This window comes from Variovorax sp. Soil_C_33, from assembly GCF_057656935.1.
Map to the genome: position 1 here is coordinate 102,281 of NZ_JBDGJK010000003.1, position 16,972 is coordinate 119,252.

A 16,972-nucleotide genomic window follows, 5' to 3' on the forward strand; every position below is an offset into this window, starting at 1 on the left:
GCGGGCCGCTTTTTTTGTTCCAGGGACACCGCGGAACCGGCTTTGCCGGGCCGCCGGGTGTCGCCCTCTTGAGGGGGAGGCGGCTACACGCAGTGAGCAAGCAACGGGGGTGGGCTCATCAGCCGACCCACTTTCGGGCGTTGCGCCAGATGCGCATCCACGGGCTCTGCGCACTCTTGTCACCCGAAGTCCAGCTCATCTGGATGTTGCGGAACACGCGCTCCGGATGCGGCATCAGCGCGGTGAAACGGCCATCGGCGGTGGTCACAGATGTCAGGCCGCCGGCGCTGCCGTTGGGATTGAAGGGGTAGCGCTCGGTCGGCTGGCCGTGGTTGTCGACGAAGCGCATCGCGGCGATGGCTTTGCCGGCATCGCCACGATGCTTGAAGTTGGCATAACCCTCGCCGTGCGCGACCGCGATCGGCAGCCGGCTGCCCGCCATGCCGGCGAAGAACAGGCTCGGCGATTCGAGCACCTCGACCATTGCGAGGCGCGCCTCGAAGCGTTCGCTCTGGTTGGTGGTGAAGCGCGGCCAGGCTTGCGCGCCCGGGATGATGTCGGCCAGCTCGGCGAACATCTGGCAGCCGTTGCAGACGCCGAGACCGAAGGTGTCGCCGCGCCCGAAGAAGTTCTTGAACTGCTCGGCCAGCTTCGGGTTGAAGGTGATGCTGCGCGCCCAGCCGATGCCTGCGCCCAGCGTGTCGCCGTAGCTGAAGCCGCCGCAGGCCACCACGCCCCTGAAATCCGCGAGGTCCGCCCTGCCCGTCTGCAGGTCGGTCATGTGGACGTCGAAGCTCTCGAAGCCTGCCTCGTTGAAGGCGTAAGCCATCTCGACATGCGAGTTGACCCCCTGCTCGCGCAGGATCGCAACCTTCGGCCGGGCCAGGTTGAGGAACGGCGCGGCCACGTTCTCTTCGGCGCCCGGCGCCAGCGACACATGGGCGCCCGGATCCTGCGGCTCGCCGGCGGCCGCGTGCTCGGCATCGGCGCAGGCCGGGTTGTCGCGCTCGCGGCAGATCTTCCAGCTGACCGCATCCCAGACCTGGTGCAGGTCGTGCAGGCTGGCGCTGAAGACGGCCTTGGCATCGCGCCAGACTTCGAGCTTGCCCTTGCCCGCGTCCATGGCGGAGGCGGCGGGCCGGGTCTTGCCGACGAAATGGCTGTGGGTGCTGAGGCCGTGCGCGCGCAAGGTCTGCATGACCTCGTTGCGCTCGGCGGTACGCACCTGCAGCAGCATGCCGAGTTCTTCGTTGAAGAGCGCCTTGAGCGTGAGCTCTTCGCGCCGCGCGCTGACCTGGCCGGCCCAGTTCTTGGCGTCCCCGTACTCGGCGCGGCTGTCGCTGATGCCGTCGCCTTCGGTGACGAGCAGGTCGACGTTGAGCGCCACGCCCACATGGCCGGCAAAGGCCATCTCGCAGGCCGCGGCGAAGAGGCCGCCATCGCTGCGGTCGTGCATCGCGAGGATCCTGCCCTCGGCGCGCAGCGCGTTCACGGCCGCCACCAGCTTGACCAGGTCTTGCGGATCGTCGAGATCGGGCACCGTGTCGCCGCTCTGCGCCAGCGTCTGCGCCAGGATGCTGCCGGCCATGCGCTGCTTGCCGCGGCCGAGATCGATCAGCACCAGCGTGGTGTCGGGCTCGGTGGCATCGAGCTGCGGCGTGAGCGTGCCGCGCACGTCGGCCAGCGTGGCGAAGGCGCTCACGATCAGGCTCACGGGCGAGGTGACTTTCTTCTGCACCCCTTCGTCCTGCCACTGGGTGCGCATTGACAGCGAATCCTTGCCGACCGGGATCGAGACGCCGAGCGCCGGGCACAGTTCGAGGCCCACCGCCTTGACGGTTTCGTAGAGCGCCGCATCCTCGCCCGGCTCGCCGCAGGCCGCCATCCAGTTGGCCGATAGCTTGACGCGCGGCAGCTCGATCGGCGCAGCCAGCAAATTGGTGATGGCCTCGCCCACCGCCATGCGGCCCGAGGCCGGCGCGTCGATGGCCGCGAGCGGCGTGCGCTCGCCCATGCTCACGGCCTCGCCGGCAAATCCCCGGTAGTCGGCCAGGGTCACGGCGCAGTCGGCCACCGGCACCTGCCACGGGCCGACCATCTGGTCGCGGTGGCTCAGGCCGCCGACGGTACGGTCGCCGATGGTGATGAGGAAGCGCTTGGAAGCCACCGTGGGGTGCGACAGCACATCGATGGCGGCCTTCTGCAGATCGACACCGTCGAGGTCGAGCGGCGTGAATCGGCGTGCGACCGTCTTCACGTCGCGCAGCATCTTGGGGGGCTTGCCGAGCAGCACGTCCATCGGCATGTCGACCGGCTGCGCGCCGACCGCTTCGCCGGCCACCAGCAACTGGCGCTCCTCGGTCGCCACGCCGACCACTGCGAACGGACAGCGCTCGCGCTCGCAGAAGGCACGAAACTGGTCCAGCGACTCGGGTGCGATTGCCAGCACATAGCGCTCCTGGCTCTCGTTGCACCAGATTTCCTTGGGCGCCATGCCCGACTCCTCGAGCGGCACGGCGCGCAGGTCGAAGCGCGCGCCGCGTCCGGCGTCGTTGGTGAGCTCGGGGAAGGCATTGCTCAGGCCGCCCGCGCCCACGTCGTGGATCGCAAGGATGGGGTTCGCGTCCCCCTGCTGCCAGCAATGGTTGATGACCTCCTGCGCGCGGCGCTCGATCTCGGGATTGCCGCGCTGCACCGAGTCGAAGTCCAGTTCGGCTGCGTTGGCGCCGGTCGCCATCGAGCTCGCCGCACTGCCGCCCATGCCGATGCGCATGCCGGGGCCGCCGAGCTGGATCAGCAGCGAGCCCGCGGGGAAGCGGATCTTCTTCGTCTGCGCCGCGTCGATGCTGCCGAGGCCGCCCGCGATCATGATCGGCTTGTGGTAGCCGCGCTGCACGGTGTCGGCGTCGCTCGCGATTGCCTGCTCGTACTCGCGGAAATAACCCAGGAGGTTGGGCCGGCCGAACTCGTTGTTGAAGGCGGCGCCGCCGAGCGGGCCCTCGGTCATGATCTGAAGCGGGCTCGCGATGTGCCCGGGCTTGCCGTAGCTGCCTTCCGCGGGCCAGAGCTTCGAGACCGTGAAACCGGTCAACCCGGCCTTGGGCTTGGAGCCGCGGCCGGTCGCGCCCTCGTCGCGGATCTCGCCGCCCGCGCCGGTCGAAGCGCCCGGAAAGGGCGAGATCGCGGTCGGATGGTTGTGCGTCTCCACCTTCATCAGCACATGGCTCAGGGCGCTTTGCTTCTGATAGCTGCCCGAGGCCGAACCGGCGACGAAGCGCTCGACCTGCGTGCCTTCCATGACCGAGGCGTTGTCGGCATAGGCGATCACCGTGTGCTGCGGGTTCTGGCGCTCCGTATGGCGAATCATCGAGAACAGGCTCTGGGGCTGCGCCACGCCGTCGACGATGAAGTCGGCGTTGAAGATCTTGTGCCGGCAGTGCTCGCTGTTGGCCTGCGCGAACATCATCAGCTCGACGTCGCTCGGGTTGCGGCCGAGGCGGGTGAAGGCCTCGACCAGGTAGTCGATCTCGTCCTCCGCCAGTGCGAGGCCGAACTGCGTGTTGGCCGCGACCAGGGCGGCGCGGCCGCCCGTCTGCACGTCGACCTGCGCCATCGGCTGGGCCGGCAGCTCGGCGAACAGGCTGGCGGCCTGCTCGAGCTCGGCCAGCACCGATTCGGTCATGCGGTCGTGCAGCAGTGCCGCGACCGCGGCGAGCTTGTCGCCTTCCAGCGCGGGCGCCCTGCCCAGCAGCGGCGCCTTCAGCACCAAGTGGTACTGGGTCACGCGCTCGACCCGTCGCAGCGCCAGGCCGCAGTTGTGGGCGATGTCGGTGGCCTTGGAGGCCCAGGGCGACACGGTCCCCAGGCGCGGCGTGACGACGACCGTCGGCCCGGCCTTGGAGGGCGCCACGAAGGGCTCGCCGTAGCCCAGCAGCGCGGCGAAGCGCTCGCGCCCGGCGGGGTCGAGTGCCGCATCCGTCACGACCAGGTGCACGAAACGGGCGCAAATGCCTTCGATGCGCGGCTCGATCGCGGTCAGGCGGGGCAACAGCTGTCGCGCCCTGAAATCGCTGAGCGCGCTGCCGCCCTCGAAGAAGGTCACCACCGGGGCGACGGGATGGGAAGACGGGTTCACGGGCAACGTCACGATCGGATCGGCCGGGCGGCCGCGTTTGAGAATCAAGAGAAGGAGGCGGCGGCCGCTGACTGGGGCCATCCGCGCCAACCCTGAATTTTAGCGGGGTGGATGGGATAATTCCGGGATGAGCATTACCTACAAAGACGCCGAAGGCGTGGCCGGCATGCGCGTAGCGTGCCGCCTGGCCTCCGAGGTGCTGGACTACCTGACCCCGCACGTCAAGCCCGGCGTGACCACCAACGAGATCGACAAGCTCGCGCACGACTACATCACGCAGGTTCAGGGCGGGATTCCGGCGCCGCTGAACTACATGGGCGCAAGCAGCGTCCCCTACCCGAAATCCATCTGCACCTCGGTCAACCACGTGGTGTGCCATGGCATCCCGAACGACAAGCCGCTGAAGAAGGGCGACATCGTCAACTGCGACATCACGGTCATCAAGGACGGGTGGCACGGCGACACCAGCCGCATGTTCATCGTGGGCGACGCTTCCATCGCGGCGAAGCGACTCTGCGCCTTCACCTACGAGGCCATGTGGCACGGCATCGTCAAGGTGAAGCCCGGTGCGCGCCTGGGCGACATCGGCTGGGCGATCCAGCGCTTTGCCGAAAGCAACGGCTTTTCGGTGGTGCGCGAGTTCTGCGGCCACGGCATCGGCCGCGGCTTCCATGAAGAGCCGCAGGTGCTGCATTACGGCAAGCCCGGCACGCTGGATGAACTCAAGCCCGGCATGACCTTCACCATCGAACCGATGATCAACGCCGGCAAGCGCGACATCAAGGAAGACGCCCGCGGCGGCCAGTACGACGGCTGGACCATCGTCACGCGCGACCATTCGCTGTCGGCGCAATGGGAGCACACGGTGCTCGTTACCGAGACCGGCTACGAGGTGCTCACGCTCTCGGCCGGCAGCCCGCCGCCGCCCGCTTTCGTCAACGCCGCGGCTTGACGCCGGCCCGGCCTCTGAGGGCTGCCATGGTGGACATTCCATCGTTGCGCGACGCCTACCGCACGCACAAGCTGGCGCTGTTCGACCAGCTGCGCTGCGCGCGCGCGCCCACGCGCAGCGTCCACACCGTGCTGCGCCAGCTGGCGGCATTGGCCGACGAGGCGCTCAACGCGCTATGGGCCGATGCGGGCTTCGGCGGCCAGTTCGCGCTGGTCGCGGTCGGCGGCTTCGGGCGGGGCGAGCTGTTCCCCTATTCCGACGTCGACGTGCTGCTGCTGCTGCCGCAGGACCATGCGACTGACATCGAGCCGGCGCGGATCGAGGCCTTCATCGGCAAGTGCTGGGACACCGGGCTCGAAATCGGCTCCAGCGTGCGCACGGTCGACGAATGCCTGGCAGAAGCGTCGAAGGACGTCACGGTCCAGACCTCGCTGCTCGAATCCCGCCTCATCGCCGGCGACAAGAAGCTCTACGCGGCCTTCCGCAAGCGCTTCGTCGCCGCCATCGATGCGCAGGCCTTCTTCGCGGCCAAGTCGCAGGAGATGCGGCACCGCCACCAGAAGTTCGACAACACGCCCTACGCGCTCGAGCCCAACTGCAAGGAATCGCCGGGCGGCCTGCGGGATCTGCAGACCATCCTCTGGATGACCAAGGCCGCCGGTTTCGGCAAGCGCTGGGACGACCTGGCGAAAAACGGCCTGGCCACCGCGTTCGAGGTCCAGCAGATCAAGCGCAACGAGGCGCTCCTGAGCCTGATCCGCGCGCGCCTGCACGTGACCGCCAACCGGCGCGAGGACCGGCTGGTGTTCGACCTGCAGACCGCCGTCGCCGCCACCTTCGGCTACGTCGGCGAGTCGCAGCGCAAGTCCAGCGAGGCGCTGATGCGCCGCTACTACTGGGCCGCCAAGGCGGTCACGCAGCTCAACCAGATCCTCTTGCTCAACATCGCCGAGCGGCTGCAGCCGCAGGCTGAAGAGGCGACGCGGATCAACGAGCGCTTCTTCGAGCGCGCCGGGCTGATCGAGGTGGCGAGCGACGACCTGTACCTCAAGGACCCGCACGCGATCCTCGAGACCTTCCTGCTCTACCAGAAGACCATCGGCGTCAACGGCCTTTCGGCCCGCACGCTGCGCGCGCTCTACAACGCGCGCCACGTGATGGACAGCAAGTTCCGCAACGACCGCGTGAACCACGTGACCTTCATGCGCATGCTGCTGGAGCCGCGCGGCATCACGCACGCGTTCAGGCTCATGAACCAGACCTCGGTGCTGGGACGCTATCTGCGCGTGTTCCGCAGCATCGTCGGGCAGATGCAGCACGACCTGTTCCACGTCTACACGGTCGACCAGCACATCCTGATGGTGCTGCGCAACGTGCGGCGCTTCTTCATCGTCGAGCATGCGCACGAGTACCCGTTCTGCTCGCAGCTCGCGGCCGGCTGGGACAAGCCCTGGATTCTTTATGTCGCAGCCCTGTTCCACGACATCGCCAAGGGCCGCGGCGGCGACCATTCGGAATTGGGCGCGCGCGACGTGCGCCGCTTCTGCCGCCAGCACGAGATCGCGCGCGAGGACGCCAAGCTGATCGAGTTCCTGGTGGCCGAGCACCTGGTGATGAGCCAGGTCGCGCAGAAGCAGGACCTGAGCGATCCGAAGGTGATCGGCGACTTCGCCAAGCGCGTCGGCAACGAACGCTACCTGACCGCCCTCTACCTGCTCACCATCGCCGACATCCGCGGCACCTCGCCGCGCGTGTGGAACGCCTGGAAGGGCAAGCTGCTCGAGGATCTCTACCGCTCGACGCTGCGCGCGCTGGGCGGCCGCATGCCCGACCCCGGCGCCGAAGTCGAGGCGCGCAAGCGCGAGGCGCTGGTGCAGCTCGCCCTGCATGCGCAGCCTTTCGAGGCGCACAAGGCGCTGTGGGAGACGCTCGACGTGGGCTACTTCATGCGGCACGACGCATCCGAAATCGCATGGCACACCATGCAGTTGTCGCGCCACGTGCCGCACAGGAACGTGCCGGTCGACCCGCAAACGCCGGCCGTCGTTCGCGCGCGGCTCTCGCCGGTGGGCGAGGGATTGCAGGTGGTGGTCTACACGCCCGACCAGCCGGACCTGTTCGCGCGCATCTGCGGCTACTTCGACCAGGCTTCCTTCAGCATCCTGGACGCCAAGGTGCACACGACCACCAACGGCTATGCGCTCGACACTTTCCAGGTCGTCACCACCTTCATCCCCGAGCACTACCGCGACCTGATCAACATGGTCGAGACCGGCCTGGCCAAGACGCTCGACGAGGCCGGCCCCCTCCCGGCGCCGAGCAAGGGCCGCGTATCGCGCCGGGTGCGCAGTTTCCCGATCAAGCCGCGCATCAGCCTGCTGCCCGACGACAAGGCGCAGCGCTGGCTGCTCAGCATCTCGGCCAGCGATCGCGCGGGCCTCTTGTATTCGGTGGCGCGCGTGCTGGCACGCCATCACCTGAATCTGCAGCTGGCCAAGATCACGACCCTGGGCGAGCGCGTGGAAGACACCTTCCTGATCAGCGGCTCGGAACTGCAGGGACAGCGCGCGCAGCTGGCGATCGAAACCGAGTTGCTCGAAGCGCTCGCGGCCTGAAACGGTCCCGGGCGCGGAGCCGGGACGAATTTATCGACCACAATCGCCCCTGTTTTTAACAACAGAAAGGCTTCGACATGATCCGTTCCGACGACACCGGCAAACTCGTTCTGCGCCTGGCAATTGGCATCCTGATCCTGCTCCACGGCATCGCCAAGATCAACGGCGGAGTAGGCTTCCTGTCCAACTCGCTGGCCTCGCACGGTCTGCCGGGCGCACTGGCCTACCTGGTCTACATCGGCGAAATCGTCGCGCCGGTGCTGTTGATCATCGGCCTCTACACCCGTCCCGCGGCATGGATCGTGGTCATCAACATGCTGGTGGCGATCTGGCTGGTGCACATGAAGGAACTCGGGATGCTCAACAAGCAAGGCGGCTGGGCGCTCGAATTGCAGGGCATGTTCCTGTTCGGCGCGCTGGCAGTCGCCTTCCTGGGTGCCGGCCGCTTCAGCATCGGCGGCACGGGCGGCAAGTACAACTGAGCATTGGCCCCCACGCTCGGCACTGCGTGTCCTCGCTGCCCCCCGAGGGGGCGCGCGCTTGCTTGGGGCCGGCCCGGCGCGGCGCGCGGCCTAATCGTCTTCGGCCGCATCGAGGCCCGGGAACAGGACCTCGGTGTAGCCGAAGCGCGAGAAATCGCGCACCCGCATCGGGTAGAGCTTGCCCAGCAGGTGATCCACCTCGTGCTGCACCACGCGAGCGTGGAAACCGCTGACCGTGCGATCGATGGGGTCGCCATAGGGGTCGAAGCCGGCATAGCGGATGGTGGCGAAACGCGGCACCACGCCGCGCAGACCCGGCACCGAGAGGCAGCCTTCCCAGCCCTCCTCTTCTTCGTCGCCGACCGGCGTGATAACGGGGTTGACGAGAACCGTGCGCGGCACGATCGGCGCATCGGGGTAGCGCGGATTGACGGCGTCAGTGCCGAAGATCACCAGCTGCTGATCGACGCCGATTTGCGGTGCCGCGAGGCCGGCGCCGTTGACGGCGTGCATGGTCTCGAACATGTCGCGCACCAGCAGGTGCAGTTCGTCGGTGTCGAAAGCGGCAACCGGCTGCGCAATGCGCAGCAGCCTGGGGTCGCCCATCTTGAGAATCTCGCGTACCGTCATGAGGCAATTATCGCCACCGTGGCCGCGAGCGAGATCAAGGCGGCGTCTGGTTGCGGGAGTCTGGCGAGGTCAGCATCTGATTGATCTCGCGCGGCGAGCGGCCTGGTGGAACCGGGACGATGTTGCCGGCCACGCCCCCACCGGACCGCGCACCCGCATCAGGCCGCGCACCTGCGCCGGGCCGCGGGCCGAATCCTGGACGCGGAACCGGTACTGGATGCGCATAGCCGTGGCGCGGCCCGTAGTAGCCAGGGCGGCCGTAGTAGGGATAACGAGGCCGCGAGTAGTAGCCGCCATCGATGTACACATTCGGCTGCACGTACACCGGGCCCGGATCCACGTAGTAGGGATCGGCATATCCGTAGGAGCCCGCCGGATAGGTGGCGCAGCCGCCGAGCAGGGCTGCCCCGCCGAGAGCGAGGCAAGTTCCGAGTAAACGCATTTTGATCATGATGGACTCCTGGTCGGCACACCCTTGTTCAACGTCCGTTTGTAGGCCCTGTTGACTGCGCTTGTATGAAGTCGCGTAACGCCCGGTAAAGCAGGGCCGGTCAAGGCCCGTTCTCCAGAATCTCGCGCATTCGCGCCTCGTCGATCACTGTCACGCCCAGCTCGAGCGCCTTGTCGAGCTTGCTGCCGGCCTCGGCGCCGGCGACGAGGTAATCAGTCTTCTTGCTGACGGACCCGGCCACCTTGGCACCGGCCGTCTCCAGTTTGTCCTTCGCTTCGTCGCGGCTGAGCGTAGGAAGCGTGCCAGTGATCACGAAGGTCTTGCCCGCGAGCGGCTTGGGTGCGCGCGCCGCCGGCTCGCCCTCTTCCCAGCCCAGGCCGCAGGCGCGCAGCTGTTCGACCACTTCGCGGTTGTGCGCCTGGTCGAAGAAGGTGCGCAGGCTCTTGGCGACCACGGGCCCCACGTCGTTGACCTCCAGCAGTTGCTCCTCGGTCGCATCCATGATCGCATCCAGCTTGCCGAAGTGCTTGGCCAGATCCTTGGCCGTGCTTTCGCCGATGTGCCGGATGCCGAGCCCGAACAGGAAGCGCGGCAACGTGGTCTTCTTCGACGCCTCCAGCGCATCGACAAGGTTCTTCGCCGACTTGTCGGCCATGCGATCCAGGCCGGCCAGCGTGGTGAAGCCGAGCTTGTAGAGATCGGGCAGCGTGCGGATCAGGTTGGCGTCGACCAGCTGCTCGACCAGCTTGTCGCCCAGGCCTTCGATGTCGAGCGCGCGCCGCGCGGCGAAATGCAGGATCGCCTCCTTGCGTTGTGCGCCGCAGAACAGACCGCCGGTGCAGCGGTAGTCGACCTCGCCCTCCTCGCGCAACGCGTCGGAGCCGCAGACCGGGCACTTGCGAGGCATGGTGAACACGGGCCCGCGCTGCTGCGCCGGCCGGGCCGCACTCTCGGGCAGCACGCCGACCACCTCGGGAATCACGTCGCCGGCGCGCCGCACGATGACGGTGTCGCCGACCCGCACATCCTTGCGCCGAGCCTCGTCCTCGTTGTGCAGCGTGGCGTTGGTCACGGTGACGCCGCCGACGAAGATCGGCGCCAGCTTGGCAACCGGCGTGAGCTTGCCGGTACGGCCGACCTGCACCTCGATGCCGAGCACCTCGGTCAGTTGCTCCTGCGCCGGGTACTTGTGGGCCACGGCCCAGCGCGGCTCGCGCGAGACGAAGCCGAGCCGCCGCTGCAGCTCGAGGCTGTCGACCTTGTAGACCACGCCGTCGATGTCGTAGGGCAGCGCGTCGCGCTGGCGGGCGATGGTCTCGTGGAAGGCGATCAGCTCGATGGCGCCGCGGGCGCGCTGCGTCTGCGCGCCGATGGGAAAGCCCCAGGCGTGGAACTGCTGCAGCCAGTCGAACTGCGTGGCGCAGTCCGGCCCGCCCTGCTCGGGCGGCGAGACCTCGCCGAGACCATAGGCAAAGAAGCTCAGCGGCCGGCTTGCCGCGATGGCGGGGTCTAGCTGGCGCACGGCACCGGCCGCGGCATTGCGCGGATTCACGAACACCTTCTCGTTCTTCTGGCCGGCGGCGATCTTCTCGCGCTGGCGCTCGTTGAGCGCCTCGAAATCGTCGCGCCGCATGTAGACCTCGCCGCGCACCTCGACCACCGGTGGGATGTCTGAGTCCTTGCCATGCAGGCGCAACGGAATCTGCTGCACCGTGCGGATGCTCTGCGTGACGTCCTCGCCGATCTCGCCGTCGCCGCGCGTCGCGGCCTGCACCAGCACGCCTTGCTCGTAGCGCAGGTTGACGGCGAGCCCGTCGAACTTGAGTTCGCAGACGTACTCGATCTGCGGCCCGTCCTCGGCCAGGCCGAGTTCCTTGCGCACGCGCGCATCGAAGGCGCTGGCGCCGCCCGGCGTGATGTCGGTCTCGGTACGGATCGACAGCATCGGCACCTTGTGGCGGACCTTGGCAAAGCCTTCGAGCGCCTTGCCGCCTACGCGCTGCGTCGGCGAATCGGGCGTGCGCAGCTCGGGGTGCTCGGCTTCAAGTGCCTGCAGGCGCTGGAACAGCTTGTCGTACTCGGCGTCCGGCAATTCGGGCGCGTCGAGCACGTAGTAGAGGTGGCCGTGGCGGCGCAGCTGCTCGCCCAGTGCAGCGGCTTCGCGAGCCGCGTCTTCGCGCGTGGTCATGCGGTTCTCCGAAAAGTGGGCTAGCTGAAGAGGCGGCGCGCTAAGGGCGAACCGGCCGAGAGCTCACGCGAATCGAGCGTGTCGTAGAGCTGCTGGAGGTCGGCGCCGATCACGTCCATGGTGTCTTCGCGCAGGGGCTGGCCATCGCTGTCGGTCACGATGCCGTCCATCTCGCGCGCCAGCGTGGCGGCGGTTTCGCGCATGCGTTCGAAGGGCCGCTCGGCGCGGTCGACCTGCGGCACGTCCAGGCTCAGCGTGAGCTCGCGGATGGCCGACTGCGCCGGATCGTCGGCCAGCGCTGCCTGGGTGTCGAAGGACAGGCCGAGGATCGGCGGCAGCCCCACTTCGCCCGCAGGCAGCACCATCCGGCCCGGAATGATGCCGGCCACGAAGCCCAGCCGCGCCGCGTTCTGCTGCACATAGCCCGGGCTCCATGCCGCATGCAGCGCGCGCAGCACGAAGCTCAGCTGCGCATCGTGCGAGCTCGCGAACTGGTCGAGCTCGCGCGCGCGCGCCACCTCGTCCAGCATCTCGGGAAACTCGGGCGCGCCGTTCACCGCGTCGGCGAAGGCCTGCGCCTTGACGACGAATTCGGAATACTCGATCTCGTTGAGCGCGCCGGTGCGGTTGGCCAGTTGCACGCCGGCCTGGAAGGCACCGTAGCGCTGGCCGGGTGCCGCGGGCTCCCATTCGCCGGTGTGCTCGTTGAGGCCTTCGATCGCGACCGGCTTGCTGCCGGCGCGCCGCGTGGCCGGCATGGCCGCGATCGCCGCGTCGCCGGAGGCCAGGCCGTCGAGGGAGATCGGCGCGATCACGTCGATCAGCGGATCGAGGCCGCCGCGGCGCTCGGCCGTCGGCACCGGCAGCGCGCTGGGCGCCGGCAGGTCGGGGTCGAACAGCGGCTCGTGCCGCTCGTTGCTTCGCATCGGATGCGGCTCGATGTGCAGCACCGGCTCTTCGACGCCGGCCTGTGCGGGTGCAGGCTCGGGCGGGTCGCTGTCCTGCGCATCGGGCTGCCGCGGCGCGTTGCGGCGCGACATCCATGTGTTGTAGCCGACCACGGCCGCCAGTACGAGGCCGCCGAGGATCGCAAGGGCGACAGTGAGGCTGCTCATCGACGGCGCGCGTCTAGGCTGCTTCGACCATCGACACGGCGGATTCCATGTCGACCGCCACGATGCGCGAAACGCCCTGCTCCTGCATGGTCACGCCGATCAGTTGCTCGGCCATCTCCATCGCGATCTTGTTGTGGCTGATGAAGAGGAACTGGGTTTCGCGGCTCATGGCGGTCACGAGTTTGGCATAGCGCTCGGTGTTGGCGTCGTCCAGCGGCGCGTCCACTTCGTCCAGGAGGCAGAAGGGGGCCGGGTTGAGCTGGAAGATCGCGAACACCAGCGCGATGGCGGTGAGCGCCTTCTCGCCGCCCGAGAGCAGGTGGATGGTCTGGTTCTTCTTGCCGGGCGGCTGCGCCATCACCTGCACGCCGGAATCCAGGATCTCGTCGCCGGTCATCATGAGCTTGGCGTTGCCGCCGCCGAAGAGCTCGGGGAACATGCGGCTGAAATGCTCGTTGACGATCTTGAAGGTGCCGCCCAGCAGTTCGCGCGTTTCGGCGTCGATCTTGCGGATCGCGTCTTCCAGCGTGCCGATGGCTTCGTTCAGGTCGGCCGACTGGGCATCGAGGAAAGTCTTGCGCTCGCTGGCCACCGCCAGTTCGTCCAGCGCGGCGAGGTTGACCGCGCCGAGCGAGGCCACCTCGCGGTTGAGGCGGTCGATCTCGCCTTGCAGGCCGGTGAGACGCACCTTGTCGGTCTCGATCGACAGCGCAATTGCTTCGAGATCCGCTTCGGCATCGACCAGCAACTGCTGGTACTGCTCGAAGCCGAGCCGCGCGGCCTGCTCCTTCAGCTGGAACTCGGTGATGCGCTGGCGCAGCGGATCGAGCTCGCGTTCGAGCTGCAGGCGGCGCTCGTCGCTCGCGCGCAGCTTGAGCGTGAGGTCGTCGTACTGGCTGCGCGCGGCGCCGAGCGCGGCCTCGCGTTCGAGCTTGAGTGCCAGCGCATCCTGCAGGCCCGCCTGCGCGGCCGCGTCGGACAGGCGCCCCAGTTCGCCGCGTGCGCGCTCGTCTTCCTCCGCCAGCGAGGCGGTCTGCTGGGTCGCGGTTTCGATGGCGCGGTTCAGTTCGGCGCGGCGCGCTTCGAGTGTGCGCTGGGCGAAGGTCGCTTCCTGCGCCTGGCGCTCCAGGCTGCGGTGCTGCTCGCGGCTCGCGGTGAGCGCGCGGCCGGCCTCGATCACGCGCTCGTCGAGCTGCGCGTGGCGCTCCTGGCTGTCGGCGAGCTGCATGTCGAGCTCTTCGAAGCGCGCCTCCGCGTTCACGCGCCTTTCCTGCAGCTCCTCGAGCTGGGCCTCGACTTCGCCGAGATCGTTGGAAAGCTGCTCGCTGCGCGCGCGCGTCTGCTCGGCCAGCTGCGAGAGCCGCAGCGTCTCGACCTGGAGCTCGTGCGCGCGCGACTGCGTCTCCGCCGCTTCGCGCCGCGCCGTGACGAGCCGCGAAGCCGCATCGCCGTAAGCCGCTTCCGCACGCGCCAGCGCGGTGCGCGCCTCTTCGGCGATCAGCGTCTGGGCGCGCAGCTGGCGCTCGAGGTTTTCCATCTCCTGCTGGCGCGCCAGCAGCCCGGCCTGCTCGGAGTCCTGGGCATAGAAGCTCACGCTGTGCGCGGTGACCGCATGGCCGGTCTTGACGAAGATCGCCTCGCCGGGCTGCAGCTTGTCGCGCTGCGCCAGTGCTTCCTCGAGCGTCGGCGCCGTCAGGCAGCCGTGCAGCCAGTCGGCGAGCAAAGCCTGCTGGCCCGCATCGCTCAGACGCAGCAGATCCGACAGACGCGGCAGCGCGCTCTGGCCCTGCGGCGCACCGGCAGCGGGCGGGCTGTAGAAGGCCAGCTTGGCCGGCGGCGCATCGCTGCCGAAGGCGCGGACCATGTCGAGCCGGCTGACCTCCAGCGCGCCGAGGCGCTCGCGCAGCGCCGCTTCGAGCGCGTTCTCCCAGCCCTGCTCGATGTGGATGCGGCTCCACAGGCCCTGCAGGCCTTCGAGGCCGTGCTTCGCGAGCCAGGGTGCGAGCTTGCCGTCGGTCTTGACCTTTTCCTGCAGCGCCTTGAGCGCCTCGAGCCGCGCCGACAGCTCGGCATGGCGCGCGCCTTCGGTGTTGACAGCCTGCTGGCGCGTGCGGCGATCGTCGTCGAGCTGCGGAACGGATTCCTGCAGCTCGTGCAGGCGCGCGTCGGCTTCGCTCGCGGCCTCCTGCGCAGCCGCCAGTTGTTCCTGCAGGTCGCGCAGCCGGGCCTCGTCGGGCGCCGCCAACGCGTTCTGGTCGCTGCGCAGGCGCTCGGCGCGCTGCGTGAGCTGGCGACTCTGCTCTTCGATGTTGCGCTGGTCGGCGGCCAGCACCTGGATTTGCTGCTGCACCTGCCCGACGCTGGCGCGCTGCGCGTTGGCTTCGTCCAGCGCCCGCTGCTGCGCCTCTTCGAGGCCGGGCATGCGGGCGTCGTGCTCTTCCAGCTGCGCGGCCAACAGCTCGGCCTGTTCCTCGGCGTTCACGCCCTGCCCGGCCAGGGTTTCGATCTCGGCCTCGGCATCCTCGCGGCGCGTGTTCCATTGCGCGATCTGCTCGCTCAACTGGACCAGCCGCTGCTCCACCCGCTGCCGGCCCTCGACCACGAAGCGGATCTCCCCTTCGAGCCGGCCGACCTCGGCACTGGCTTCGTACAGCTTGCCCTGCGCCTGGTTGACCTGGTCGCCGGCCGCGTAGTGCGCCTGGCGCACGGTTTCGAGCTCGGCCTCGATGTGGCGCAGATCGGCCATGCGCGACTCGAGGTCGTTGATTGCCTTTTCCGCGTCGGCCTTGACCTTCGCCTGGTCGTTCTCGCTCTCGCTGCGCTTCAGGAACCACAGCTGATGCTGCTTGCGCGTGGCGTCGCCCTGCAGCGTGTTGTAGCGCGCGGCGACTTCGGCCTGCTTCTCGAGCTTTTCGAGGTTGCTGTTGAGTTCGCGCAGGATGTCTTCGACCCGCGTGAGGTTCTCGCGCGTGTCGCCGAGCCGGTTCTCGGTCTCGCGGCGGCGCTCCTTGTATTTGGAGACGCCGGCAGCCTCTTCGAGGAAGAGCCGCAGCTCCTCGGGCTTGGATTCGATGATCCGGCTGATCGTGCCCTGGCCGATGATCGCGTAGGCGCGCGGGCCGAGGCCGGTCCCCAGGAAGACGTCCTGCACGTCGCGCCGGCGCACGGGCTGGTTGTTGATGTAGTAGCTCGAATTGCCGTCGCGCGTCAGCACCCGCTTGACCGCGATTTCGGCGAACTGCGCCCACTGGCCGCCGGCGCGGTGGTCGGCGTTGTCGAAAACCAGTTCCACGCTCGAACGGCTGGCCTGCTTGCGCGTGGTGGTGCCGTTGAAGATCACGTCCTGCATCGACTCGCCGCGCAGTTCGGAGGCGCGCGATTCGCCAAGCACCCAGCGAACCGCATCCATGATGTTCGACTTGCCGCAGCCGTTGGGGCCGACGACGCCCACCAGTTGGCCGGGCAGCAGGAAGTTGGTGGGTTCGGCGAAGGACTTGAAGCCGGAGAGCTTGATGGAATTGAGACGCACGACTGGTCGGCCTTAAGCCTGGTTATTTGCCAAGGTGTTGATTTGTAAGGAGAAATTTTGCCGGCCCGAAGCTCGAGGACCGGCGGCCACCCGAGGCGACGATGATAACGTGCGAGCCATGAGCGATTCCCCCGTTTCCCCCCGCGCCGGGCTTCGTGTATGGCTGCTGGGCGGTGCCGTGGCCTTGATGGGCCTGGCCGCCTGCGGCACGACCGAGCGCGCCGAGCCCTATGCCGGCAACGAATGGCTCCAGTCCGGCGCCAACCGCATCGCCAACCTGGCGCTGCGCGACAACCTGCAATCGATACGGCGCGTGCAGCTCTCGCTCTACCGCCGCAATCCGCGCGAATGGCGCAAATGGGCCCCGAGCGCAGAAGACGCCATCCAGCGCACCTGGGACGCGATCTCGCAGGAGAGTCCCCTGCCGGGTCTGCAAGGCGCCACCGGCATCGATGCGATCCGGCTGGCTTTCGAAACCAGACCCAAGGCTTACGAAGGCGACCGCGTGGCCGCGCTGGTGGTCGGATGGGCGTCGATACTCAAGCAGGCCAACGGCGGCACCTGGGAGCAGAGCATGCTCGACGCGGTGAACGCCGAGAACAGCTACCGCGCCGCGCGCAACGTCGAGATCTCGCTCTGGCTGATCAGTTCCAAGACGAACCCGGAGGGCCAGCCGCTGCTGCTTGCCACCGAGATCAGTGATCGCGGCCGCAACCTGGTGGTCGATCGCGAGCTCTCCAAGGTGGTGGCGCGTCTCGATCTGCTGGCCGCCCAGGCCGACGAGAAATACCGCCGCGCCGCGCTCGATTTCAGCCAGAACTGGCTGCTGGGCAGCCTCGTTCCTTTCTTCTCGATGGTTCAGAGGTAGCGGGAAA

Annotated in this window: 10 protein-coding genes; 4 read left to right on the forward strand and 6 right to left on the reverse strand. The window is 68.1% G+C overall.

The genetic code is table 11. From position 1 onward, the window contains the following. Window positions 1-118: 118 nt before the first annotated feature. On the reverse strand, window positions 119-4,135 hold the full coding sequence (gene purL, locus AC3A6B_RS05835; RefSeq protein WP_487836130.1) for a phosphoribosylformylglycinamidine synthase: 4,017 nt from the start codon (window positions 4,133-4,135) through the stop codon (window positions 119-121). Window positions 4,136-4,262: 127 nt separating this feature from the next. Here purL and map point away from each other — a divergent pair, with 127 nt between their 5' ends. The 3 genes from map to AC3A6B_RS05850 all read left to right on the forward strand — a co-directional run bounded on the left by map (window position 4,263) and on the right by AC3A6B_RS05850 (window position 8,184). After that, on the forward strand, window positions 4,263-5,087 hold the full coding sequence (map, locus tag AC3A6B_RS05840; protein WP_487835817.1) for a type I methionyl aminopeptidase: 825 nt from the start codon (window positions 4,263-4,265) through the stop codon (window positions 5,085-5,087). Window positions 5,088-5,113: 26 nt separating this feature from the next. Then, window positions 5,114-7,702, forward strand: a complete 2,589-nt coding sequence (locus AC3A6B_RS05845) for a [protein-PII] uridylyltransferase (protein ID WP_487835818.1) — start codon at window positions 5,114-5,116, stop codon at window positions 7,700-7,702. Between the two features lie 77 nt (window positions 7,703-7,779). Continuing rightward, window positions 7,780-8,184 (forward strand): DoxX family protein, encoded by a 405-nt coding sequence (locus AC3A6B_RS05850; RefSeq protein WP_487835819.1) that lies wholly within the window; start codon window positions 7,780-7,782, stop codon window positions 8,182-8,184. A 90-nt stretch (window positions 8,185-8,274) separates the two neighbouring features. On the opposite strand, the gene def is transcribed toward AC3A6B_RS05850, so the two are convergent. The 5 genes from def to smc all read right to left on the reverse strand — a co-directional run bounded on the left by def (window position 8,275) and on the right by smc (window position 16,097). Continuing rightward, window positions 8,275-8,814: a peptide deformylase gene (def, locus tag AC3A6B_RS05855; RefSeq protein ID WP_487835820.1), complete on the reverse strand. Its 540-nt coding sequence runs from the start codon at window positions 8,812-8,814 to the stop codon at window positions 8,275-8,277. A 34-nt stretch (window positions 8,815-8,848) separates the two neighbouring features. Next, complete coding sequence (locus tag AC3A6B_RS05860; RefSeq protein ID WP_487835821.1) at window positions 8,849-9,256, reverse strand: hypothetical protein; 408 nt, start codon at window positions 9,254-9,256, stop codon at window positions 8,849-8,851. A gap of 109 nt (window positions 9,257-9,365) precedes the next feature. Beyond that, the gene (gene ligA, locus AC3A6B_RS05865) at window positions 9,366-11,453 is read right to left on the reverse strand and encodes an NAD-dependent DNA ligase LigA (RefSeq protein ID WP_487835822.1); all 2,088 of its coding nucleotides are present in this window, start codon (window positions 11,451-11,453) and stop codon (window positions 9,366-9,368) included. 20 nt (window positions 11,454-11,473) lie between these two features. Beyond that, the gene (locus tag AC3A6B_RS05870; protein WP_487835823.1) at window positions 11,474-12,568 is read right to left on the reverse strand and encodes a cell division protein ZipA C-terminal FtsZ-binding domain-containing protein; all 1,095 of its coding nucleotides are present in this window, start codon (window positions 12,566-12,568) and stop codon (window positions 11,474-11,476) included. Between the two features lie 13 nt (window positions 12,569-12,581). After that, the gene (smc, locus tag AC3A6B_RS05875; RefSeq protein WP_487835824.1) at window positions 12,582-16,097 is read right to left on the reverse strand and encodes a chromosome segregation protein SMC; all 3,516 of its coding nucleotides are present in this window, start codon (window positions 16,095-16,097) and stop codon (window positions 12,582-12,584) included. A 118-nt stretch (window positions 16,098-16,215) separates the two neighbouring features. On the opposite strand from smc, the gene AC3A6B_RS05880 reads away from it, so the two are divergent. After that, the gene (locus AC3A6B_RS05880; protein ID WP_487835825.1) at window positions 16,216-16,965 is read left to right on the forward strand and encodes a hypothetical protein; all 750 of its coding nucleotides are present in this window, start codon (window positions 16,216-16,218) and stop codon (window positions 16,963-16,965) included. Window positions 16,966-16,972: the final 7 nt, after the last annotated feature.